Source organism: Aquamicrobium soli, assembly GCF_042646345.1.
GTDB classification, from domain to species: Bacteria; Pseudomonadota; Alphaproteobacteria; order Rhizobiales; family Rhizobiaceae; genus Mesorhizobium; species Mesorhizobium soli_A.
In genome coordinates this window covers 127317-149371 of record NZ_JBHRTK010000015.1, presented here as the reverse complement: position 1 = coordinate 149371, position 22055 = coordinate 127317, and the positions used below count along the sequence as shown (strand labels likewise).

Genomic DNA, 22055 nt, shown 5'->3' with positions numbered 1-22055 from the left:
GCGACTCTCGCCGAGCCGGGCGTATCCTATACCATTTCGCGCAGGAGGGCGCGAAGGGAGGACAAGGGGAGAACACGATGACCATGCAGGGAGCTTCACCGCGCCTATACAATGAGGACCTCGCGCCCGCGACGGTCCGCAATTGGGGGCCGTTTTCCATCTTCAACGTCTGGACATCGGACGTGCACAGCCTGTGGGGCTATTATCTCGCCGCCAGTCTCTTTCTGTTCTGCGGCGGTTTCGTCAATTTCATCATCGCCATCGGCATCGGTTCGCTCATCATCTACGCGCTGATGAACATGGTCGGCTACGCCGGCGCGAAGACCGGCGTGCCCTTCCCCGTGCTGGCGCGCGCCTCCTTCGGCACCTTCGGCGCCAACATCCCGGCGCTGGTGCGGGCCGTCGTCGCCTGCTTCTGGTACGGCGCGCAGACGGCGCTGGCATCGGGCGCGCTGGTGGCCCTGCTCGTCCGCACGGACTGGTTCCTGCAGTTCCACCAGAACTATCACTTCCTCGGCCATTCCACGCTCGAGGTGATCTGCTTCCTGCTCATGTGGGGCGCGCAGTTGCTCATTATCCAGCGCGGCATGGAAACGGTGCGCCGGTTCCAGGACTGGGCTGGTCCCGCAGTATGGATCATGATGCTGATCCTTGCCGTCTACCTGTGCGTCAAGGCAGGTAAATTCGCCTTCACCAGCGACATCCCGATGGACGTACTGCTGGCCGAAACCAAGGACGCCGGCGTGCCCGGCCTGCCCGGCTCCTTCGAGGCCCTGGCGGCGGTCGCGGCGATCTGGGTGACCTATTTCGCGGCGCTCTACCTGAACTTCTGCGATTTCTCGCGCTACGCGCCGACCACGAAGGCCGTGCGCACCGGCAACATCTGGGGCCTGCCGATCAACCTGATCCTGTTCTCGCTGGTCGCCGGCGTAACCACGATCGCCGCCTACGACGTCTATGGCGAGGTCCTGCTCCATCCCGAGCATATCTCGGCCAAGTTCGATAGCTGGTTCCTGGCCCTGCTGGCGGCGCTGACCTTCGCCGTGGCGACGCTCGGCATCAACGTCGTCGCCAACTTCGTGTCGCCGGCGTTCGACTTCGCCAACGTGTTCCCCCACCAGATCGACTTCAAGAAGGGCGGCTATATAGCGGCGCTGATCGCGTTGGTGCTCTATCCGTTCGCGCCGTGGGAAACCGGGGCTGCCGCCTTCGTCAGCGCCATCGGCGCCACCATGGGCCCGATCTTCGGCGTCATGATGGTGGACTACTACCTGATCCGCAAAGGCGAGATTAACGTCGAGGCGCTCTACAACGAAAACGGCGAGTTCCGCTTCCAGAGCGGCTGGCACGTCAACGCCTTCATCGCCGCCGGCATCGGCGCGCTGTTCTCGTCGATCCTGCCGGCCTTCACCAACTGGCTGCCGGCCTGGTGGGGCGTTTACGGCTGGTTCTTCGGCGTCGCCATCGCCGGCGTCATCTACTATGCGCTGCGCTCGGCCGCCGTCGGTTCCGGCGCGAAAGCCGCGCGCGCCTGAACCGCCCATCCCGGGCCGCAAAAGACGGCGGCCCGGTTCCCGGCCTACCCGGCCAGATCCTTCTCGAACCAGAAGTCGGCATAGGGATTGTCGTTGTAGCGCGCGGTTTCAACGAAACCCTGCCTTCGATAAAGCGTCTGCGCTTCGGTGAGCGAGCGGTTGGTGTCGAGGAGTATCTTGCGGCAGCCGGCCTCGCGCGCCAGCCTTTCCAATTCGCCCAGCATGCGCCGCGCCACGCCTCGCCCGCGTGCGAGCGGCGCCGTCCACATGCGCTTGATCTCCATCGTCTCCGCCGACAGCCTGACCAACGCCGCGCAACCGACCGGCGCGCCGTCGCTGCGCGCGACCAGGAAAAAGCCGGCCGGCGGCGTCATCTCGGCATCGGACGGAGACTTGCCGAGCGCCCGGTCGAAGCCGCTTTCGAACCGCTGCGCCAACTCCTCGAAATAGCGGTCCAGGCACCAGCGCGCGTCCGGCTCCTGCGGCGGCACGACCGCGATCTCGATCGGCGCCACGGCAAGCAGGTTGCGCACCTCGTCCATCGCTGCGATCAGGCGGGACCGTTGCGCCGGGGTCAGCGGGGAAAGAAGCGACTGGGCGAGTTCGTCTGACAGCCTGTCATAGCTGTCGAACTCTATCCTGCCCTTGGCCGTCAGGGTGGCGCGGCGCACCCGGCCGTCGCCGGCCTGCTGCTCGACGGTGACGAGCCCCTGCGCCTCGAGCGAGCGCAGCAGGCGGCTGAGATAGGCGGAATCGAGGTTCAGTGCGCTGCGCAGGTCGCGCACCTCGCGCCCATCGACGCCGATCTCGAACAGAAGCCGCGCCTCGCCGAGCGGCCTACCGCGGCTGAGATAGCTCTCCTGCAACACGCCGATGCGCTGCGTGACCTGACGGCTGAACAAACGGACTTTTGTGACGTGCTCGCGATCCATTACCTGACTTTAGTCAGGCAATTTCCATCCCGCAAGAGCCGTCCTCACACAAGCCGGCTCTGGGCGATCGCCGCCTCGATGAAGGAAGCGAACAGCGGATGCGGTTCCAGCGGCCGGCTTTTCAGTTCCGGGTGATACTGCACGCCGATGAACCACGGGTGGTCCGCATATTCGACGGTTTCCGGCAGCACGCCGTCCGGCGACATGCCGGAAAACACCAGCCCGCACTCCTCCAGCCGCTTCTTGTAGTCGATATTGACCTCGTAGCGGTGGCGATGGCGCTCGTGGATATCGGTGCTGCCGTAAATCTCGGCGATCTTCGAGCCTTCCGCAAGCCGCGCTTCGTAGGCGCCGAGCCGCATCGTGCCGCCGAGGTCGCCTGCCTCGCGGCGCTTCTCCAGCATGTTGCCTTTCAGCCATTCGGTCATCAGGCCGACGACCGGTTCCTTGGTCGGGCCGAACTCGGTCGACGAGGCGTGCTCGACACCGGCCAGCGACCGCGCCGCCTCGATGCAGGCCATCTGCATGCCGAAGCAGATGCCGAAATACGGCACCTTGCGCTCGCGCGCGAACTTGGCCGCGAGGATCTTGCCTTCCGAGCCACGCTCGCCGAAGCCGCCCGGAACCAGGATGCCGTGCACCTTTTCCAGGTAGGGCGCGGGATCTTCCTTCTCGAAGACCTCGCTTTCGATCCAGTCCAGCTTGACCCGGACGCGGTTGGCGATGCCGCCATGCGACAGCGCCTCGATCAGCGACTTATAAGCGTCCTTCAGCCCGGTATACTTGCCGACGATGGCGATCGACACCTCGCCTTCGGGGTTGTGGATGCGATGCGTCACGCCCTGCCAGGGCTCCATGCGCGGCTTCGGTGCCGGCTCGATGCCGAAGGCCGCCAGCACTTCCGAATCCAGCCCTTCCTTATGATAGGCCATCGGCACGTCGTAGATGTGGCCGACGTCGAGCGCCTGGATGACGGCGGATTCGCGCACATTGCAGAACAGCGACAGCTTGCGGCGCTCTTCCTTCGGGATCGGCCGGTCCGAGCGCACCAGGAGAATGTCCGGCGCAATGCCGATGCCGCGCAGTTCCTTCACCGAATGCTGGGTCGGCTTGGTCTTGAGTTCGCCCGCCGCCTGGATGAACGGCATCAGGGTCAGGTGCACATAGACGGCGTTGTTGCGCGGCAGGTCGTTGCCAAGCTGGCGGATGGCTTCGAGGAAAGGCATGGCCTCGATGTCGCCGGCGGTGCCGCCGATCTCGCACAGCACGAAGTCGAACTCTTCATTGCCTTCACGGATGAAGTTCTTGATCTCGTCGGTGACGTGCGGAATGACCTGCACGGTGGCGCCGAGATAGTCGCCGCGACGCTCGCGCTCGATGATGTTCTGGTAGATGCGGCCGGTGGTGATGTTGTCCTGGCGGTTGGCCGAACGGCCGGTAAAGCGCTCGTAGTGGCCGAGGTCGAGGTCGGTCTCCGCGCCGTCATCGGTCACGAACACCTCGCCGTGCTGGTAAGGCGACATGGTGCCCGGATCGACGTTGAGATAGGGGTCGAGTTTCTTGAGGCGGCAGCGATAGCCGCGCGCCTGCAAAAGCGCCCCGAGGGCCGCCGATGCTATGCCTTTTCCAAGGGAAGAAACCACGCCGCCGGTGATGAATACATATCGCGCCATGGGAACCATCGCTTAACGCGGCCAGATCGATTCTGCCAGTGAAAAAACCGCCGCTCCCGGTTTTTCCCGGCTTTGCCTCGCGTTGGACAAGGCAAAACGAAAGGGCCGGCGCAAGCCGGCCCCTGGATTATGCTGCGTCAGCCCTTAGAGGACGACGACTTTGGTGCCGACTTTGACGCGGCGATAAAGGTCCATCACATGCTCGTTGATCATGCGGTAGCAGCCGTTGGAGGCGCTGGTGCCGATCGTCTGCGGCGCAATGGTGCCGTGGATACGCAGATGGGTATCCTTCTTGCCGTCGTAAAGATAGATGGCGCGCGCGCCGAGCGGGTTCATGCCGCCGCCGGGCATGCCGTCCTTGTACTGGCCGTAATGCTTCGGCTCGCGCTGCTGCATTTCCTTGGTCGGAATCCAGCGCGGCCATTCCTGCTTGTCGCCGACGGTGACGGCGCCCTTGTACTGCAGGCCTTCCTTGCCGACGGCGATGGCGTAGCGGCGGGCCGTCGAGGAGGATTCGACCAGGTAGAGGCGGCGCGCGCTGGTATCGATGACGATGGTGCCCGGCTCATAGCCACGGAACTCGACTTCCTGGGGAACGAACTCCGGCTTGACCTTGAACGGCTTCTTGGCCTCGCGCTGGGCCAGCGCGGCGTCGAGCGCGCGCGTCTCCGGCAACAGGTTGATGGACGATGCGGAGGTGGCGCCGAACAGGCCGCCAAACAGGCCGCCGCCGGTGCTGCGCGGCTTTTCGCCCGGACGCGGCTCGCTGCGCAGCTCGCCGTTGTTGCCGGTGACGGCGATGTTCATGACCTCGGCCGGAATGGGCGCGTCGTTGGCGACGACCGGATCGGCGAGCTCAACTTGCTTGACCAGCTTCTTCTTGTCGGGGGCCGCTTCGGCGACTTTCGCCTTCTGGCCCCTCTGGCTCAGGAACGCTTCGCGCGCGGCATCCGCCTTGGCCTTGGCCGCGTCCCGCATCGCCTGCTTCTTGGCCTCGATCGCCTTGGCCTTGGCGGCCGCGCGATCCGCCACGATCTTGGCTTCCAGCTCCTTGATGCGGCTCAGATCCGCATCGGTCGGCTTCTTCTTTTTCTTGAGTTGTCGCAGCTCGGCCGTGGCGCTCTTGGCCGCGACCTGCACGACATCGGTCTCGCCGACCGACTGCGGCGCGGCCGTACCCGCCGGCGTCGCCGCGATGGCGGTGGAGCTCATGGCGAGTGCCGCGCAAAATCCTACGAAAATGAAGCTGCGAAGCTGCATGTCGAAAATCCGATCATTCAAAGAAAGTTGCCCAAGGGGCCGCCCGGCATCCCCGAGAGGATACCGATATGCCGCGCCTCAGCTATAATCGATTAGCGCTGGAAGCCTCAAGCCGAGAGCCCGTCCGCTCCGGCTCGAATCTTCGTGATCGGCTACCATTTGCCACGACTGTGTCGAAACGATCACAGTCGTGGCATCAGGGCCACGAGCTTACTGGTTGGGAACCTGGGGAGCCGCGGGTTCGGTGGTGCCGTTGGCGGCCGGCGCCGTCGTGCCGGAAGCCGGCGGGTTCGCCGGCGCGGTCTCTTCCGTACCGGTCGGAACGGAAGGCGCATTCGTGTCGGCCTTCGGCGCGGCCGGCGCGGTGCTGCCCGGCAGTTGGTCGAGCACGCCCTTGCCCTGCGTCTGGCTCTGGCCCTGGTTGGTGACCGGGGCGCGGTCGAGAATGTCGATCGGCTTTTCGCCATAGCGCGCCAGCAGCGACAGCCCGAGCGAGGTTACGAAGAAGATCGTGGCCAGGATCGCTGTCACCCGCGTCAGCGTATTGGCGGCGCTGCGCGCCGTCATGAAGCCGGAGCCGCCGCCGACATCAAGGCCCCCGCCTTCGGACTTCTGAAGCAGGATGACGCCGACGAGGGCGAGCACAACCATGAGGTGGATGACGATCAGTAAGGTTTCCATTGTTTACCCTGGCAAGGCCTAGCGCGGCCTGAGGAATGGCCATCGATTGCGCGGCTCAATACATGGCTTTCTAGGCATTTCCAAGCCCACCGGCGCAATATGGGAACTGGCCGGCTGTTTGCCAACCGCGCCAGCCGGGCCTCACATCTTTTGATAGGCCTCGGCAATGCCGAGGAAATCGGCGGCCTTGAGGCTGGCGCCGCCGACCAGCGCGCCGTCGACATTTTCGACGCCGAGCAGTTCCACGGCGTTGGAAGGCTTGACCGATCCGCCATAGAGAATACGCATCTTCGCCGCAACCGGCCCGAGCTTTTCGGTGAGCCTCGCCCTTATATGCGCGTGCGCCTCGGCCACGTCGGCGGCGGTCGGCGTAAGCCCGGTGCCGATCGCCCAGATCGGCTCGTAGGCGACGATCGCATTGGCCGGCGTCGCCGTGTTCGGGACCGAGCCGGCGATCTGCTGCGACAACACGTCGAGCGCCTGCCCGCGCTGGCGCTGCTCGTTCGATTCGCCGATGCAGATGATCGCCGTCAGCCCGGCGCGCCACGCGGCGGAAGCCTTGGCGCAGACTTCGGCATCTTCTTCGCCCCGGTCGGCCCGGCACTCCGAGTGGCCGACGATGACATGGGAGGCGCCGGCATCCTTCAGCATCTCGGCCGAGATGCAACCGGTGAAGGCGCCGCTTTCGCGAACATGGCAATCCTGCCCGCCGGCCTTGACCGGCGTGCGCGACAGGATTTCGCTCGCCCGCGTCAGTAGGGTCGCGGGCACGCACACCAGCGCCTCGGTCTCCGCGTCGAGCCCGCCGAGGAAGCCGTTGCCGATCATCCTGAGTTCGTTCAGGGACGCGCCCGTGCCATTCATTTTCCAGTTACCGGCGACGAGCGGGCGAATTCCGGGGGTCATGCGTTTGTTCTCCAGATCGGCTGGGCCTCGCCCCTTCCCTATCAAAAACAGGTCACAAAGCAATCGACAGGTCGGCGGAAGGACGCTATTGCCCTTGTTCCATGTATGACGCGCGCTGCAAAGGCGCGCCTCCCAGACCGGAAGTGACGATGCTTGGTAGCTTGAGAGACGCAGCGGGATCGTGGCTGGCCAAGGGCCTGCTGTCGATATTGGTGCTGAGCTTCGCGGTGTGGGGCATTTCCGGCCGCATAGCCGGCGTTGCCGGCCACGAATCGGTCATCACCGTCGGCGGCACTTCCGTTTCGGTGAACGAATACCGCCTCGCCTACGACCGCCAGGTCAACGCCCTGTCGCAGCAATACGGCCAGCGCATCACGCAGGAGCAGGCCAAGGGCCTTGGCATCGACAGCCAGGTGCTGGCGCAACTCGTGTCGGGCGCCCTGCTGGACGAGCAGGCGCGCCAGATGGGCCTCGGCGTCTCCAAGGACAAGCTCGCCGAACTGACCCGCGACGACGACGCCTTCAAGGGCCCGGACGGCAAGTTCGACCGCCGGACGTTCGACTACATCATGACCCAGATGGGCATGCGCCCGGAGGACTATATCGCCAACCGCGCCCAGGTGGCGGTGCGCCAGCAGATCGTGGAGGCCGTTTCGGACGGGCTGAAGGCGCCGGACACCTTTCTGAAGGCGGTGGCGCTCTATCGTGGCGAGGACAGGACCGTCGACTACCTCACCTTGCCCAAGTCGCTGGTCGAGCCGATCGCGGCTCCCTCCGACAGCGTCCTGTCCAGCTATTTCGAGGAAAACAAGAAGACCTACGCGGCCCCCGAATACCGCAAGTTCAGCTACACGCGGCTCAATCCGGAAGACATCGTGGACCTGAGCAGCGTCAGCGACCAGCAGGTCAAGGACGCGTACGAGAAGGACAAGGCCCGCTTCACCACGCCGGAGACGCGCGCCATCGAACAACTGGTGTTCAAGTCCAAGGAAGCGGCCGATGCCGCGCTGGCGTCGCTGAAGGCCGGCGCCACCTTCGACAAGATCGCCGCGGCCGAGGGCAAGACCGAAGCCGATACGCAACTCGGCACGCTCGCCAAGGACAAGATCGCCGACAAGGCCGTGGCCGACGCCGCCTTCGCGCTCGCCCTCAACGAGGTCAGCCCGGTGGTCGACGGCAGTTTCGGCCCGGTGCTGCTGCGCGTGACCAAGATCAACCCGGAGGTCGTCAAGAGCGAAGCCGATGTCGCCGAGGAAATCCGCAAGGACCTGGCGCTCGACGAGGCCAACCGCATCCTGCTCGATACCCACGATGCCTATGAGGATGCGCGCGCAGGCGGCGACACTTTCGCCGAAGCCGCCGCCAAGCTGAAACTGAAGGTCGTCACCGTCGAGGCGATCGATCGCAACGGCCAGACGCCGGACGGCACCATCGTCAAGGACCTTCCGCAGTCGGCCCAGCTCATCAAGGCCGTGTTCGAGGCGGAAGTCGGGACGGAAAACGACGGCCTGCCGACGGACGCCGACGGCTACCTGTTCTACGAGGTGGAAGGCATCACGCCGGCGCGCGACCGCACGCTGGACGAGGTTCGCCCGAAGGTGGTCGCCGACTGGACCGCAGCGGAAACGACCAAGCAGCTTTCCGAAAAGGCGGACTCGCTCGAAAAGCGCGTAAAGTCCGGCGAGACGCTCGACGCGATCGCCAGCGAGCTGAAGATAGAGAAGCAGACCAAGCGCGGCGTCAAGCGCGATGCCGAGGATGCCGATTTCGGCCGTGACGGCGCTGCCGCGACCTTCGACGTCGGCGAAGGCGGCGTCGGCCTGTTCCCCGCCCCCACCGGCGACGCGGAGATCCTGTTCAAGGTCGTGGAGGCGATCGAGCCTGCCGGGGCGGACGCAAGCTCCGTTCCCGAGGGCCAGCAGAAGGCCATCGCCACCAGCATTTCGAACGACCTGCTCGACCAGCTGGTGGCGCAGCTGCAGACCCAATACAAGATCCAGATCGACCAAGTAGCCATCTCACAAGCCCTGACACGATGAATACGCTGAAAGCCCATATCGCCAAGGCCGCAGCCGGCTCCGCGCTCTCCTTCGAGGAGGCGCGCGAGGCCTTTGACATCATCATGTCCGGCAATGCCACGCCCGGCCAGATCGGCGGCTTCCTGATGGCGCTCAGGGTGCGCGGCGAGACGGTCGACGAGATTTCCGGCGCGGTCGCCACCATGCGCGCCAAGATGCTGCGCGTGGAGGCGCCGGCGGGCGCCATCGACATCGTCGGCACCGGCGGCGACGGCTCGCACAGCTTCAACATCTCCACCGGCTCGGCCTTCGTTACCGCCGCCGCCGGCGTGCCGATCGCCAAGCACGGCAATCGCGGCGCCTCTTCGCTCACCGGCACGGCCGACGTGCTGACCGCGCTCGGCGTCAATATCGAGCTGCCGCCGGAAGCGATCAGCCGCTGCATCGAGCAGGCCGGCGTCGGCTTCATGTTCGCCCCGGCGCATCACCCGGCCATGAAGCATGTCGGCCCGACGCGGGTCGAGCTCGGCACCCGCACCATCTTCAACATCCTCGGGCCCCTGTCCAATCCGGCCGGCGTCACCCGCCAGCTCGTCGGCGTGTTCGCGCCGGAATGGGTCGTTCCGGTCGCCGAGACGCTCAAAGCGCTCGGCTCCGACCATGTCTGGGTCGTCCATGGCGACGGTTACGACGAGATCACCACCACCGGCGAAACCAAGGTGGCGGAGTTGTCCGACGGGCACATCCGCACGTTTACGCTGACGCCCGAGCAGGTCGGTTTCAAGCGCTGGACGAAGCAGGACCTGCGCGGCGGCGAAGCCGCCTACAACGCGGAAGCCTTGCGCGCCATGCTCGGCGGCGCTCCCGGCGCATTCCGCGAGACGGTGCTGATGAACGCCGGCGCCGGCCTGGTTGTGGCCGGCAAGGCGGCGGGCCTCGAGGAAGGTATTGTCATCGCCGCCGACGCCATCGACAGCGGCAAGGCGACCGCGGTGCTCGACAGGCTGGTCAAGGTGTCGAACGAGCCCCTATAAAGAGCCATGGCCGACATCCTGCGTAAAATCGAATCCTATAAGCGCGAGGAAATCGCCGCCGCCAAGGCGCGCGTGCCGCTGGGCGAGATCAGGGCACGGGCGGCGGACAGCGACGCGCCCCGCGGCTTCCTCGCAGCACTCGAAGCAAAACGCCAGGCGGGCCGCTTCGGCCTGATCGCCGAGATCAAGAAGGCAAGCCCGTCCAAGGGGTTGATCCGCGCCGATTTCGACCCGCCGAGGCTGGCGAAGGCCTACGAGAAAGGCGGCGCCGCCTGCCTCTCCGTGCTGACCGATGCGCCTTCCTTTCAGGGCGCTCCGGAATTCCTCACCAAGGCCCGCCAGGCCGTCGCCCTGCCCGCCCTGCGCAAGGATTTCCTCTTCGATCCCTATCAGGTCTACGAGGCGCGCGCCTGGGGCGCCGACGCCATCCTCATCATCATGGCCAGCGTCGACGATGCGCTTGCACGCGAACTTGAAGAAACCGCTGCAACCCTTGGCATGGATTCGCTGATCGAGGTTCACGACGAGGCGGAACTGGAACGCGCGCTGAAACTGGAATCGCGGCTGATCGGCATCAACAACCGCAACCTGCGCACCTTCGAAACCAGCCTCGACGTTTCCGAGCGCCTGGCAGCCCATGTACCGGCCGACCGGCTGCTGGTCAGCGAAAGCGGCATCTTCACCCATGCCGATTGCAAGCGGCTGGAGGCGATCGGCATCGGCACCTTCCTCATCGGCGAAAGCCTGATGCGGCAGGCCGACGTGACGCAGGCGACGAGGCTGCTGCTGACCGGAGCGACCGCCGCGACGGAAAATGTCTGACCCGAAGGCACATCCGGCAGGCCCTGCCCTGACCCATCTCGGCGCCGACGGCGAGGCGCACATGGTCGATGTCGGCGAAAAGGCCGAGACGACGCGCACCGCGATCGCCGAAGGCTGCGTCACCATGCAGCCGCAGACGCTGAAAACCATCCTCGACGGCAACGCCAAGAAGGGCGACGTGCTGGCCACCGCGCGCATCGCCGGCATCATGGCGGCCAAGCGCACCCATGAACTGATCCCGCTCTGCCATCCGCTCTTGCTGACCAAGGTTTCGGTCGACATCGAGCCGGACCACGCTTTGCCCGGCCTGAGGGTCACGGCGCTGGCGCGCGTTACCGGCAAGACCGGCGTGGAGATGGAGGCGCTGACGGCGGCTTCGGTCGCCTGCCTCACCATCTACGACATGGCCAAGGCCGTGGACCGCGCCATGGTGATCTCCGGCATCCGGCTGATGGAAAAGACCGGCGGCAAGTCCGGCACCTACAAGGCGGAGCGCTGACATGGCGCTGGTGCCGGTCGCCGACGCCCTCGACCGGCTGCTTGCGGGCGCGGCACCGCTGCCGGGCGAAAGCGTGCCGCTGGCCGAAGCGATGGACAGGGTGCTGGCCGAGCCGATCCGCGCGCTGCGCACGCAGCCGCCTTTCGACGCTTCCGCCATGGACGGCTATGCGGTGCACGCCGCCGACATCGGCACGCTGCCGGCACGCCTGTCGGTCATCGGCACGGCTCCCGCCGGACATGGCTTTACCGGCACCCCGGCCGGGGGCGAGGCCGTGCGCATCTTCACCGGCGCGCCGTTGCCCGCCGGCACCGACACCGTCGTCATCCAGGAAGACACCCGCGACCTCGGCAATGGTGCGATCGAAGTGGTCGAGGCGACGGCCCATGGCGCCAATGTCCGCAAGGCCGGGCTGGATTTTGCCGAGGGCGACCTGCTTCTGGAAAAGGGCCGCCTGCTCGATCCCGCCGCCCTGGCGCTGGCGGCGTCGGCCAACCACCCCTACCTCAGCGTGGTGCGGCGGCCGCTGGTCGCCGTGATCGCCACCGGCGACGAACTGCGTACGCCCGGCAGCGAACTGGCGCCCGGCCAGATCATTTCCTCCAACGCCTATGGCGTGGCCGCAGTCGCGCACTCGGTCGGCGCTCGCGCGATCGACCTCGGTATCGCGGCCGACCGCAAGGAAGACATCGCTGCGCGCGTCAGGCAGGCCGTGGCAGCAAAGGCCGACGTGCTGGTGACGCTCGGCGGCGCTTCCGTCGGCGACCTCGATCTCATCCACGACGTGCTTACCGGCGAAGGCATGACGCTCGACTTCTGGAAGGTGGCGATGCGTCCCGGCAAGCCGTTGATGTCGGGCCGCCTCGGCGCCATGCGCTGCATCGGCCTGCCCGGCAACCCGGTGGCAAGCCTGGTCTGCTCGCAGCTGTTCCTGAAACCGTTGCTGGCCCGCCTCGGCGGCCGCCGGTACCGCCCCGACATGCGCGAGGCGCGGCTCGGCGCGGCGATGGCGGCAAACGACCGGCGGCAGGATTACGTCCGCGCCTGCGTTCGCGAGGAGGCCGGCCTTCTCACCGCCACGCCGCTCGGCCTGCAGGATTCCTCGATGCTGCGGCGCCTGGCCGACGCCGAGGGCCTGATCGTGCGCGAGCCCTTCGCGCCCGCCGCAGAGGCCGGCGCCAACTGCCGCGTCCTCATGCTACGCTGAACAAATCACCAACATATTCATTAAAATTTAAACGGTTGCGGAACACAACTGGAACAGATAGTGTCTGTTCATGGTTTGTTTTTCGATTCCGGATTCGAACGGCACCGGGGGCCGCGATGCTGACGCGTAAGCAACATGAACTGCTTCTTTTCATCAATGAACGGCTCAAGGAAAGCGGCATTCCCCCTTCCTTCGACGAGATGAAGGAGGCGCTCGATCTTGCTTCCAAATCCGGTATCCACCGCTTGATCACCGCACTGGAGGAGCGCGGCTTCATCCGCCGCCTGCCCAACCGGGCGCGGGCGCTGGAGGTGCTGCGCCTGCCCGATTCGCTGACTCCCGGCTTCAATGCGGCCCGCAAATTCTCGCCGAGCGTCATCCAGGGCAGCCTGGGCCAGCCCGCCCCGGCTTCCGCCAGCCAGCGTGCAGGCGACGCCGGCAAGCTTTCCAGGCCCTCGCGGATGCAGACGGCCGGCAATGACGACGAAGCCGCCAGCGTATCGATCCCGGTCATGGGTCGCATCGCCGCCGGCGTGCCGATCGACGCCATCCAGCACAAGACCCACTCCATCTCGGTGCCGCCGGACATGATCATGGGCGGCGAGCATTACGCGCTCGAGGTCAAGGGTGACTCGATGATCGAGGCCGGCATCTTCGACGGCGACACGGTCATCATCCGCAACGCCAGCACCGCCAATCCCGGCGAAATCATCGTGGCCCTTGTGGACGAGGAGGAAGCGACGCTGAAGCGCTTCCGCCGCAAGGGCGCCTCCATCGCGCTCGAGGCCGCCAACCCGGCCTACGAGACGCGGATCTTCGGTCCGGACCGGGTCAAGATCCAGGGCAAGCTGGTCGGGCTGATCCGCCGCTACTGACCGTTGTGCGGTTAGGCGCTGGCATCTGGCGCCGCCTTACGGTTTCTGGCTGGATCCCGTGCCTTTAATGCCTTGGCGTCGCGGCGTTTTGCGCCCGGCTTTCGCATCGTAGGGCGGCCGGCCGCGCGCCTCGCGGGAAAAAGCCCGCTGGCGATGCCATGGCCGGTAGTTTTCCTCGACCGCATAGCGGATCTCGGCGGGCGCCGCGGCAGACTGCCGATCAAGGAAAATCTCGGCGCTGCCGGAGCGTGCGAGGTCGCGCGCGGTGACGACCGCGACCAGCGGATCGCGACAGGGATCGGCGGCCGTGGCGTCGGCGATAACGATGAGCGCGGCGAAAGCGCAGGCCGGCTTGGCGGCGGCCGCACTGTCGGCATGGGCGACGATCGGGCCGTTGCCGTGCCTGGCCACGCACAGGCCGTCCGCGCACAGGAACGGCGTTCCTTCCGGCAATTCGATGCTGTCTTCCAGGTCAAAAGCTGAGGCCTTGGCCGGTGCTGGCGCAATCACGGTTTCGGCGTCGAGCGCGCGGCGCCAGTTGTCGATGGTGAATTCGCTGGCGCGCGGCCGGTTGAGCGCCAGTTCGCCGCCGCCGATCGGTAGCGCGACCAACCGGCCGTCTTCCGAAACGAGGACATCGGGCGTTCGCACGGCCGGGATCGCGAGCAAGCCGGCAAGCGCAAAGGGAAGCGCCGCCCACCTCAGCCATGTCGTGGCCATCGTGGCGATGACCAGCGCGATGGTGACGAAAAGCACCGCCTCCCCCGACACCAGCCCGACCGCATCGACGGGCGAGCGCGCCGCGATCCATTCGGCGAGAACGATCATGGCGGAAAGCCCCTTGCCCATCACGTAGAGGAACGGCCAGTCGAGCCCGAACGGCATCGCCAGCGAGGAGAGGACGGCGAACGGCATGACGACCGCCGAGACGATCGGCATGATGGCAAGGTTGGCAAGCAGGCTGAGCGGCGCCACGCGCTGGAAATGCCACATGGCGTAAAGCGTCGTAGCACCCCCGGCGACGATCGAGGTCACGGCGAGACCGGCCATGCCGCCAGCGAATTTGCGCGACAGCCAGCCGGGGAGCGAGCGGCGCGGCGGCGAAGCGGTCGTCTTGCCGGCGCGGTAATCAGACCAGCCGGCATAGGCGCCCACCAGCGCGGCCGTTGCCGCAAACGACATCTGGAAGCTCGGCCCGACCACCTCATGCGGGGATACGGCGATGACGGCGATGGCCGAGATCGCCAGGTTGCGCATGGTCAGGGCCGCCCGGTCGAACAGCACCGCCGTGAGCATGACCGCCAGCATGATGAAGCTGCGCTCGGCCGCCACCACCACGCCGGAAATCACCAGATAGGCGGCGACGGACAGCAGCGCGACGGCGGCGGCGATCTTCTTCACCGCGTGGCGCGAGGAAAAATCCGGAAACAGCGCGAACGCCCCGCGCATCATCGCCATGACGATGCCGGCCACCAGCGCCATGTGCAGGCCGGAAATCGAGATGATGTGATAGATGCCGGTCTTGCGCATCGCCTCGTTGACGGCTTCGGGAATGCCGGCGCGTACCCCGACGATCAGTGCCGCCGCAATCTCGCCTTCCGCACCGCCGACGCTTTCGCGGATATGGCCGGCGATCGCCTCGCGCGCATTTTCCACCATCGCCGACAGCCGCGCAGAAAACGGCATCGGCCGCTCCTCGGCCAGGCTGGGGTTGCTCATGAAAAACCCGCTGGCGCCGATCCCGTCGAAATAGCTCTGGAACGAGTAGTCGTAGCTTCCCGGGCGGATCGGCCCGGTCGGCGGCAGCAGCCGCACGGTGCCGCTGATCGTCGAGCCGGCGCGGGCTCCCTTGGGCAGCGCCCGCGCCGAAACGCGCACGCGTTCGGGAGCGTAGCGCAAGGTCGGCCTCGCCGTCGAAAGCACGTCGAGGGTCAGCCGCACGCGGCCGCTTTCCATGTGGTCGATGGCAACGACCCGTCCCGTCAGGCGCGTCGAGATTTCCGACCCGAGCATCGGCGTCGCCGCGCGCCAGGTCTCGGCCTTGGCCGCGAGGAAACCGAGCACGCACAGGAGAGCCGCCAGCAGGCACAGATGCGTCTTCGGCCGGTTCCGGGCAACCCAGGCCACGAGGGCCAGCAGCAGCGCCAGCGCTGCCGGCCGATAAAAATCCGGTTCGCCGGCAAGCGAAAAATAGCCGACCACGCCGACCGAAAGGAACACCGGCACCAGCAGGAAGGCGGCGCCCCGGTCGAGTTCGGTGCGGGCAGCGGCCGTGACGCCGTTTCTGATTGTGGCCGGGGAGACGCGGCGCAAGCGCTGCCGCACCGTCGCAAGCCGCGTCCGCGGGGCTTTCCCGTGTGGGGCGGCATCCCGTGTCGCGGGATTGTCTGGAGCCGTCCCGGCCGGTCGGCCCACCGGCAGCGCCTGAACCTCGGCCACAGGCGTAAACAGCGAGCGCTCGTTGACGTCGTCCCTTACGCCCCCGCCGTCGTTTTCCGCCCGGCCCGGTCCAGCCATCGGGTCTGCCCCTTGCGCCCCAGACCTCCTATGCTACATGAACGCGCGGGTTGGAAAAGCCCGCTTGGTACTCACCTCTCCGTTCGAGAAATCGCATGTCCGACAAGGTCGTCACCCGTTTCGCCCCCTCGCCCACCGGCTACCTGCACATAGGCGGCGCGCGTACGGCGCTTTTCAACTGGCTCTACTCGCACCATGTCGGCGGCAAGATGCTGCTCAGGATCGAGGACACCGACCGCGAACGTTCCACGCAGGCGGCGACCGACGCCATTCTCGACGGGCTTTCCTGGCTTGGCCTGAAGTGGGATGGCGAGGCGATCTCGCAATTCGAGCGGGCCAAGCGCCACCGCGCGGTCGCCGAGGAACTGGTCCGCGCGGGCAAGGCCTACTACGCCTACGAGACGCCGGAGGAACTGGCGGCGATGCGCGAAAAGGCGCGCGCCGAAGGCCGCCCGCCGCGCTACAGCGGCCAGTGGCGTGATCGCGACCCGTCGGAGGCGCCGAAAGGCGTTCCCGGTGCCGTGCGCATCAAGGCCCCGCTCGAGGGCGAAACCGTCGTCCACGACCTGGTGCAGGGCGAGGTGCGCTTTCCCAACAAGGATCTGGACGACCTCATCATCCTGCGTTCGGACGGGGTGCCCACCTATATGCATGCCGTCGTGGTGGACGATCACGACATGGGCGTCACCCACATCATCCGCGGCGACGACCACCTGACCAACGCGGCGCGCCAGACAGTGATCTACAACGCCATGGGCTGGGACGTGCCGAAGATGGCGCACATCCCGCTCATCCACGGCGCGGACGGCGCCAAGCTTTCCAAGCGCCACGGCGCGCTAGGCGTCGAGGCCTACCGCGCCATGGGCTACCTGCCGGAGGCGCTGCTCAACTATCTGGCGCGGCTGGGCTGGAGCCATGGCGACGACGAGGTCATGTCGGTCGAGGACATGGTCAAGTGGTTCGACATAGCCGACGTCAACAAGGGTGCGGCGCGCTTCGATTTCGCCAAGCTGGAAGCGCTGAACGGCATCCACATGCGCGCCATGGACGACCAGAAGCTGTTCGACATCTTCGTCGATACCCTGCCCTATCTCGAGGGCGGCCCGGCAATCGCCGAGCGCCTCGACGCGGCCGGCAAGGCGCGGCTCCTGGCTGCTCTGCCCGGCCTCAAGGAGCGCGCCAAGACGCTGGTCGAACTGGCCGACGGCGCCGCCTTCCTGTTCGCGCAGCGCCCGCTTGCCCTCGACGAGAAGGCCGCGACCCTGCTGGGCGGCGAGGCAAAAACGATCCTGCGCGGCGCGCATGCCGCCCTGAGCGGCGTTTCCGGCGAGTGGAACGCAGCCGGCGCGGAGGCCGCGATTCGCGAGTTCGCCACCGCCGGCGGCCACAAGCTCGGCGCCGTCGCGCAGCCGCTGCGCGCCGCCCTTACCGGCAAAAGCACCTCGCCCGGCGTGTTCGACGTGCTTGCCGTGCTCGGGCGCGACGAAAGCCTTGCACGCATAGGAGATCAAATCGATTAGGGCAGCCATGCTGCCCTAATTGTCGATTGAAACAGTTCTATTGCGGTGCAACATTGCGCGCTGACATAGTGAGGCCGGAGAGCCCTTTCGGCACAAACCCTTGCTGGCAATCCCGGTTGCCCGCCGACGCCATAAGAAGCCTGAGAACGATACGCCCGCATTTGAGAAATGAAGGAGTTTGCAATGACGGACAAAACCGCAAAACTGGAATTTGAAGGCAAAACTCACGATCTCAAGGTGCGAAGCGGGACGCTGGGGCCGGATGTCATCGACATCGGCGCGCTCTATTCCACGACCGGCGCCTTCACCTACGACCCCGGCTTCACCTCGACGGCAAGCTGCGATTCGGCCATCACCTTCATCGACGGCGACCAGGGCATCCTGCTGCATCGCGGCTATCCGATCGACCAGCTCGCCGAGCAGGGCGATTTCCTCGAGGTCTGCTACCTGCTGCTGTACGGCGAACTGCCGACCAAGGCGCAGAAGGACGACTTCGACTACCGCATCACGCGCCACACCATGGTGCACGAGCAGATGTCGAAGTTCTTCACCGGCTTCCGCCGCGACGCGCACCCGATGGCGGTGATGTGCGGCGTGGTCGGCGCGCTGTCGGCCTTCTACCACGACTCGACCGACATCTCGGACCCCTACCAGCGCATGGTCGCTTCCATGCGCCTCATCGCCAAGATGCCGACCATCGCCGCGATGACCTACAAATACCATGTGGGCCAGCCGTTCATCTATCCCAAGAACGACCTCAACTTCGCCGCCAACTTCCTGCGCATGTGCTTTGCGGTGCCGTGCGAGGAATACAAGGTCAACCCGGTGCTGGCGCGCGCCATGGAGCGCATCTTCATCCTGCACGCCGACCATGAGCAGAACGCCTCGACCTCGACGGTGCGGCTTGCCGGCTCGTCGGGCGCCAACCCGTTCGCCTGTATCGCCGCCGGCATCGCCTGCCTGTGGGGGCCTGCCCATGGCGGCGCCAACGAAGCGGCCCTGAACATGCTGGGCGAGATCGGCCATGTCGACCACATCCCGGAATACATCGCCCGCGCCAAGGACAAGAACGATCCGTTCCGGCTGATGGGCTTCGGCCACCGCGTGTACAAGAACTACGATCCGCGTGCCAAGATCATGCAGAAGACCGCCCATGAAGTGCTGGGCGAACTCGGCATCAAGGACGATCCGCTGCTCGACATCGCCGTCGAACTGGAAAAGATCGCGCTGACGGACGAGTACTTCATCGAAAAGAAGCTGTACCCGAACGTCGACTTCTATTCCGGCATCACCTTGAAGGCGCTGGGCTTCCCCACCGCCATGTTCACCGTGCTGTTCGCCGTGGCCCGCACCGTCGGCTGGATCGCACAGTGGAAGGAAATGATCGAGGATCCGCACCAGAGGATTGGCCGTCCGCGCCAGCTCTACACCGGCGCCACCGAGCGCGACTACGTGCCGATCGCAAAGCGATAAGGGAATCTAGGGGAATAGGGGAATAGGGGAATAGGGGAATAGGGGAATAGGTAACAGCACGGACAGCAGCCTGCCGCAACGGAAACCACTCCCTTACTCCCTTACTCCCTTACTCCCTTACTCCCTTACTCCCTTACTCCCTTACTCCCTTACTCCCTTACTCCCTTACTCCCTTACTCCCTTACTCCCTTACTCCCTTACTCCCTTACTCCCTTCCATCACTTCCACCACCGCACCGGCCGCCATTTCACCGGCCGGCCTTTCCGTGGCCATGCGCGCAGCCACCTCGGCGAAGCCCTGCTTCTGCCATTGCCGCAAATGGGTCTGCGACCACAGCGCTTCGAGTTCGCGCGCCAGCGGCCCGGGATCGACGAAATCGTCATAGCGCTCCGGCACCACCGGGCTGTCCAGGATGAGATTGGGCAGCGCGCCCGACCATGTGGTGATCGTGCGGCGCAAGATCATGCGGCCGAGCGGGTCCAGCTTGTAGCACGAAATCATCGGCACGCCGGAAAGCGCCAGTTCGAGCGATACCGTGCCCGACGCGATCAGCGCCGCGTCGGCCTCGCCGAAGGCCTGCCATTTCCGTTCCTGGTCCACGGTGATTTCCGGCTGCTGCTTCCAGCCGGCCACGGCCTGGCGAACCAGGTCGGCGACATGCGGCACGGTCGGCAAAAGCAGGCGCAGCCGGTGTCCGCGCTCCAGGAGCAGGGAAACGGTATCGCCGAAGGGGGCGATCAGCTTGCGCACTTCGCTGCGCCGGGAGCCGGGAAGGATGAGCAGCGTCTTTTCCCGCTCGCCGGAAAGATTGCGCGGCAAAGCCTGCGCTTTGGCGGCGGCCAGCACCCCGGCATTGTGGGTCAGGCGATGGCCGACATAGGTGCCCGGCGGCCCGCCGAGGCGGGCAAGCGCGTTCACCTCGAACGGCAGTACGCACAGGATACGGTCGATATAGGGGCGCATGGCCGCCGCCCTGCCCGACCGCCATGCCCACACGCTCGGGCATACATAGTGGACGATGGGGATGGAGGGAGCGGCGGCGCGCACCTTCTTCGCCACCCGCAGGCAGAAATCCGGGCTGTCGACCGTGACCAGGCAATCCGGCCGGGCATCGGCGATCGCGCTCGCCGCCTGGCCGATCCGGCGGATCAGCCGCGGCAGGTCGCGCACGATGGCGCTGATGCCCATCAGCGCGATCTCTCCGGCGTCGAACAGCGACTTCAGCCCGAGTTCCTGCAAGTGCCTGCCGCCGACGCCGACCAGGCGAATGTCGCGACCGGTCGACCGTTGCAGCGCCCGCACCAGGTCGGCGCCGAGCAGATCGCCCGATTCCTCGCCGGCCACCACCGCGATGAGGAGAGGACGCTGGTCGCTCACGGCGTACTTCCTTTCGCCGGCAGGCCGATCACGAAAAGGCCGAGCGCGTTGGCCCGCTCGATCATGGCGGGACCATCGAGGACGAGCGAATGGCCCGCCTCCACGGCGATCCCCGCCAGACCGGCCGCATGCGCCATCTCTACCGTGTTCGGGCCGATGGACGGCAAATCAGCCCGCGCTTCCTGGCCGGGCTTGGCGCATTTGACCAGTGCGCCGCGCATCCTGCCCGCGAGGCGGCCATGGCTGCGCAGATCCTTGACGCGGGCAAGCAGGCCGTCCGTTCCCTCGATGCCTTCCAGCGCAATCACGCGGCCGCCGATGGCGACCGCCCCCTGCCCGATGTCGAGCGCTCCGATGGCCTCGGCAGCCTCGCGCGCCGTGTCGATGTCGCGCCAGTCCGGCTTCTGCGGCTGGGCCTTGGTGAGACAGCCCTCGGCCGCTACCAGTTCCGGCACCACCTCATGCGCGCCCACGACCTTGATCCCGCGCCGCTCGATGTAGCGCAGGACGGCGCGCAGCAGGCCGTCGTCGCCCAGCGTGAGTTCGAGCGCGATGCGCGGAAGCGTGGCCAGAAGGCTGAAATTCATGCGCATCTTCGACAGACGCGGCCGCCGCTTGATCTCGCCCGCGAGCACGACATGGGTCACGCCGTTGCGCTTCAGGAGGGGAACCAGCGAGGCGAAATGCTCGAGTTCCATCGAGCTGTGGTCGTGGGCGGCAAGCGGGCCGGCGGGGTCTGCCTCGCCAGCGACGAGAACGACATACGGCCGGGCTCCCTGCGCTTCCAACGCGTCGGCGACGGCTTCCGGCAACCTGCCCCCGCCCGCAACGACGCCGACCCGCGAATCGGCCCCGAAACGGACCGGTAGCCGGCTCTCAGTCTTCGTCGTCGTCATCGTCGATCGCCGTCCCCTTCAGTCGGGGGACGGTATATTGGCGATGGCCGCGATGGGAAATGAAATCGATGATCTTCATGGCGCGCGGCAGGTCGGAAAACTCCGCCCGCGCCAGTTCGAGATTCTCCGCCACGGTGCGCGAACGGTCGAAGATCAGGTTGTAGCAGCGGCGCAGCGCATGAATCTCGGCGCGCGACATGCCCGACCGCTTCAGGCCGATGATGTTGAGGCCGCGCAGGCTGGCCCGGTTGCCGCCCGCGAACCCGAAGGGAATGACGTCGCCGGTAATCGCCGAGCAGCCGGCCAGGAAAGCGTTGTCGCCGATGCGGACAAACTGGTGAACCGCCGTCAGCCCGCCGACATAGACATTGTCGCCAAGCTCGCAATGGCCGGCCAGCGTCGCGCCATTGGCGAAGATCGCGTTGTCGCCGACCTCGCAATCGTGGGCAACGTGGGTATAGGCGAGGAAATTGCCGTTGTCTCCGACCGTCGTCGTACCGCGGCTGCCGTCGGTGCCGAGGTGCATGGTCACCCCTTCGCGGATGGTGCAGTTGGCGCCGATGACAAGCGTGGTGCGGCCGCCCTTGTGCTTGGTGTTCTGCGGCGGCGCGCCGAGCGTCGCCATCGGGAAGACTTTGCTGGAAGCGCCCAGTGTCGTCGCGCCCATGATCGAGACATGGCTGACCAGTTCGACGTGATCGCCGAGGATCGCGTCGGCGCTGACATGGCAGAACGGCCCGATCCGCACGCCGGCACCGAGCTGCGCGCCGGGCTCGATCACCGACGAGGGATGGATGGATGTCTCGATTGTCATAAGGATCAGTACTCTG

Annotated in this window: 18 protein-coding genes; 9 read left to right on the top strand and 9 right to left on the bottom strand. The window is 66.2% G+C overall.

From position 1 onward, the window contains the following. Positions 1-77 precede the first annotated feature (77 nt). On the top strand, positions 78-1535 hold the full coding sequence (locus ACFOHJ_RS16245) for an NCS1 family nucleobase:cation symporter-1 (RefSeq protein ID WP_378222227.1): 1458 nt from the start codon (positions 78-80) through the stop codon (positions 1533-1535). 44 nt (positions 1536-1579) lie between these two features. On the opposite strand, the gene ACFOHJ_RS16240 is transcribed toward ACFOHJ_RS16245, so the two are convergent. The 5 genes from ACFOHJ_RS16240 to tpiA all read right to left on the bottom strand — a co-directional run bounded on the left by ACFOHJ_RS16240 (position 1580) and on the right by tpiA (position 6987). Further along, entirely contained in the window at positions 1580-2467 is an 888-nt protein-coding gene (locus ACFOHJ_RS16240) for a bifunctional helix-turn-helix transcriptional regulator/GNAT family N-acetyltransferase (RefSeq protein WP_378222225.1), read from the bottom strand. A gap of 44 nt (positions 2468-2511) precedes the next feature. Further along, positions 2512-4149, bottom strand: a complete 1638-nt coding sequence (locus ACFOHJ_RS16235) for a CTP synthase (protein WP_378222223.1) — start codon at positions 4147-4149, stop codon at positions 2512-2514. Between the two features lie 135 nt (positions 4150-4284). Beyond that, positions 4285-5400 (bottom strand): L,D-transpeptidase, encoded by a 1116-nt coding sequence (locus tag ACFOHJ_RS16230; RefSeq protein ID WP_378222221.1) that lies wholly within the window; start codon positions 5398-5400, stop codon positions 4285-4287. Positions 5401-5610: 210 nt separating this feature from the next. Then, positions 5611-6081 (bottom strand): preprotein translocase subunit SecG, encoded by a 471-nt coding sequence (gene secG / locus ACFOHJ_RS16225; protein ID WP_378222220.1) that lies wholly within the window; start codon positions 6079-6081, stop codon positions 5611-5613. Positions 6082-6222: 141 nt separating this feature from the next. Beyond that, positions 6223-6987 carry a triose-phosphate isomerase gene (tpiA, locus tag ACFOHJ_RS16220; RefSeq protein WP_378222219.1) on the bottom strand — a complete coding sequence of 255 codons (765 nt, stop codon included), beginning with the start codon at positions 6985-6987 and terminating at the stop codon, positions 6223-6225. 149 nt (positions 6988-7136) lie between these two features. Between tpiA and ACFOHJ_RS16215 the strand changes: the two genes are divergently transcribed. The 6 genes from ACFOHJ_RS16215 to lexA all read left to right on the top strand — a co-directional run bounded on the left by ACFOHJ_RS16215 (position 7137) and on the right by lexA (position 13442). After that, complete coding sequence (locus ACFOHJ_RS16215) at positions 7137-9026, top strand: peptidylprolyl isomerase (protein ID WP_378222217.1); 1890 nt, start codon at positions 7137-7139, stop codon at positions 9024-9026. Beyond that, the gene (gene trpD / locus ACFOHJ_RS16210; protein ID WP_378222215.1) at positions 9023-10039 is read left to right on the top strand and encodes an anthranilate phosphoribosyltransferase; all 1017 of its coding nucleotides are present in this window, start codon (positions 9023-9025) and stop codon (positions 10037-10039) included. The genes ACFOHJ_RS16215 and trpD overlap by 4 nt, the downstream gene beginning before the upstream one ends. Positions 10040-10045: 6 nt before the next feature. Continuing rightward, the gene (gene trpC / locus ACFOHJ_RS16205) at positions 10046-10861 is read left to right on the top strand and encodes an indole-3-glycerol phosphate synthase TrpC (protein WP_378222213.1); all 816 of its coding nucleotides are present in this window, start codon (positions 10046-10048) and stop codon (positions 10859-10861) included. Continuing rightward, entirely contained in the window at positions 10854-11360 is a 507-nt protein-coding gene (gene moaC, locus ACFOHJ_RS16200; protein ID WP_378222211.1) for a cyclic pyranopterin monophosphate synthase MoaC, read from the top strand. The genes trpC and moaC overlap by 8 nt, the downstream gene beginning before the upstream one ends. Position 11361: 1 nt before the next feature. Next, entirely contained in the window at positions 11362-12567 is a 1206-nt protein-coding gene (locus ACFOHJ_RS16195) for a molybdopterin molybdotransferase MoeA (protein WP_378222209.1), read from the top strand. A 116-nt stretch (positions 12568-12683) separates the two neighbouring features. Continuing rightward, a complete protein-coding gene (gene lexA / locus ACFOHJ_RS16190; RefSeq protein ID WP_378222207.1) occupies positions 12684-13442 on the top strand; it encodes a transcriptional repressor LexA in 759 nt (252 codons plus the stop codon). 36 nt (positions 13443-13478) lie between these two features. Here the strand turns inward: lexA and ACFOHJ_RS16185 are convergent, their stop codons facing one another. Next, on the bottom strand, positions 13479-15959 hold the full coding sequence (locus ACFOHJ_RS16185) for a ComEC/Rec2 family competence protein (protein WP_378222205.1): 2481 nt from the start codon (positions 15957-15959) through the stop codon (positions 13479-13481). Positions 15960-16054: 95 nt separating this feature from the next. On the opposite strand from ACFOHJ_RS16185, the gene gltX reads away from it, so the two are divergent. Beyond that, the gene (gene gltX / locus ACFOHJ_RS16180; protein WP_378222203.1) at positions 16055-17479 is read left to right on the top strand and encodes a glutamate--tRNA ligase; all 1425 of its coding nucleotides are present in this window, start codon (positions 16055-16057) and stop codon (positions 17477-17479) included. Between the two features lie 168 nt (positions 17480-17647). Continuing rightward, positions 17648-18952 carry a citrate synthase gene (gene gltA, locus ACFOHJ_RS16175; RefSeq protein ID WP_378222202.1) on the top strand — a complete coding sequence of 435 codons (1305 nt, stop codon included), beginning with the start codon at positions 17648-17650 and terminating at the stop codon, positions 18950-18952. Positions 18953-19141: 189 nt separating this feature from the next. Here gltA and lpxB read toward each other — a convergent pair whose 3' ends face one another. The 3 genes from lpxB to lpxA are packed head-to-tail and all read right to left on the bottom strand — an operon-like array spanning position 19142 to position 22039. Then, positions 19142-20329, bottom strand: coding sequence for a lipid-A-disaccharide synthase (gene lpxB, locus ACFOHJ_RS16170; RefSeq protein WP_378222200.1), 1188 nt, complete (start codon positions 20327-20329; stop codon positions 19142-19144). After that, positions 20326-21225, bottom strand: a complete 900-nt coding sequence (locus tag ACFOHJ_RS16165; RefSeq protein WP_378222198.1) for an LpxI family protein — start codon at positions 21223-21225, stop codon at positions 20326-20328. Before ACFOHJ_RS16165 ends, lpxB begins: the two co-directional genes overlap by 4 nt. Further along, on the bottom strand, positions 21206-22039 hold the full coding sequence (gene lpxA / locus ACFOHJ_RS16160) for an acyl-ACP--UDP-N-acetylglucosamine O-acyltransferase (protein WP_378222196.1): 834 nt from the start codon (positions 22037-22039) through the stop codon (positions 21206-21208). Before lpxA ends, ACFOHJ_RS16165 begins: the two co-directional genes overlap by 20 nt. Between the last annotated feature and the right edge of the window lie 16 nt (positions 22040-22055).

Coding starts and splice junctions, on each gene's coding strand:
- ACFOHJ_RS16245 (WP_378222227.1), top strand. CDS start 78: ATGACCATGCAGGGAGCTTCACCGCGCCTATACAATGAGGACCTCGCG.
- ACFOHJ_RS16240 (WP_378222225.1), bottom strand. CDS start 2,467: ATGGATCGCGAGCACGTCACAAAAGTCCGTTTGTTCAGCCGTCAGGTC.
- ACFOHJ_RS16235 (WP_378222223.1), bottom strand. CDS start 4,149: ATGGTTCCCATGGCGCGATATGTATTCATCACCGGCGGCGTGGTTTCT.
- ACFOHJ_RS16230 (WP_378222221.1), bottom strand. CDS start 5,400: ATGCAGCTTCGCAGCTTCATTTTCGTAGGATTTTGCGCGGCACTCGCC.
- secG (WP_378222220.1), bottom strand. CDS start 6,081: ATGGAAACCTTACTGATCGTCATCCACCTCATGGTTGTGCTCGCCCTC.
- tpiA (WP_378222219.1), bottom strand. CDS start 6,987: ATGACCCCCGGAATTCGCCCGCTCGTCGCCGGTAACTGGAAAATGAAT.
- ACFOHJ_RS16215 (WP_378222217.1), top strand. CDS start 7,137: ATGCTTGGTAGCTTGAGAGACGCAGCGGGATCGTGGCTGGCCAAGGGC.
- trpD (WP_378222215.1), top strand. CDS start 9,023: ATGAATACGCTGAAAGCCCATATCGCCAAGGCCGCAGCCGGCTCCGCG.
- trpC (WP_378222213.1), top strand. CDS start 10,046: ATGGCCGACATCCTGCGTAAAATCGAATCCTATAAGCGCGAGGAAATC.
- moaC (WP_378222211.1), top strand. CDS start 10,854: ATGTCTGACCCGAAGGCACATCCGGCAGGCCCTGCCCTGACCCATCTC.
- ACFOHJ_RS16195 (WP_378222209.1), top strand. CDS start 11,362: ATGGCGCTGGTGCCGGTCGCCGACGCCCTCGACCGGCTGCTTGCGGGC.
- lexA (WP_378222207.1), top strand. CDS start 12,684: ATGCTGACGCGTAAGCAACATGAACTGCTTCTTTTCATCAATGAACGG.
- ACFOHJ_RS16185 (WP_378222205.1), bottom strand. CDS start 15,959: ATGGCTGGACCGGGCCGGGCGGAAAACGACGGCGGGGGCGTAAGGGAC.
- gltX (WP_378222203.1), top strand. CDS start 16,055: ATGTCCGACAAGGTCGTCACCCGTTTCGCCCCCTCGCCCACCGGCTAC.
- gltA (WP_378222202.1), top strand. CDS start 17,648: ATGAAGGAGTTTGCAATGACGGACAAAACCGCAAAACTGGAATTTGAA.
- ACFOHJ_RS16165 (WP_378222198.1), bottom strand. CDS start 21,225: ATGACGACGACGAAGACTGAGAGCCGGCTACCGGTCCGTTTCGGGGCC.
- lpxA (WP_378222196.1), bottom strand. CDS start 22,039: ATGACAATCGAGACATCCATCCATCCCTCGTCGGTGATCGAGCCCGGC.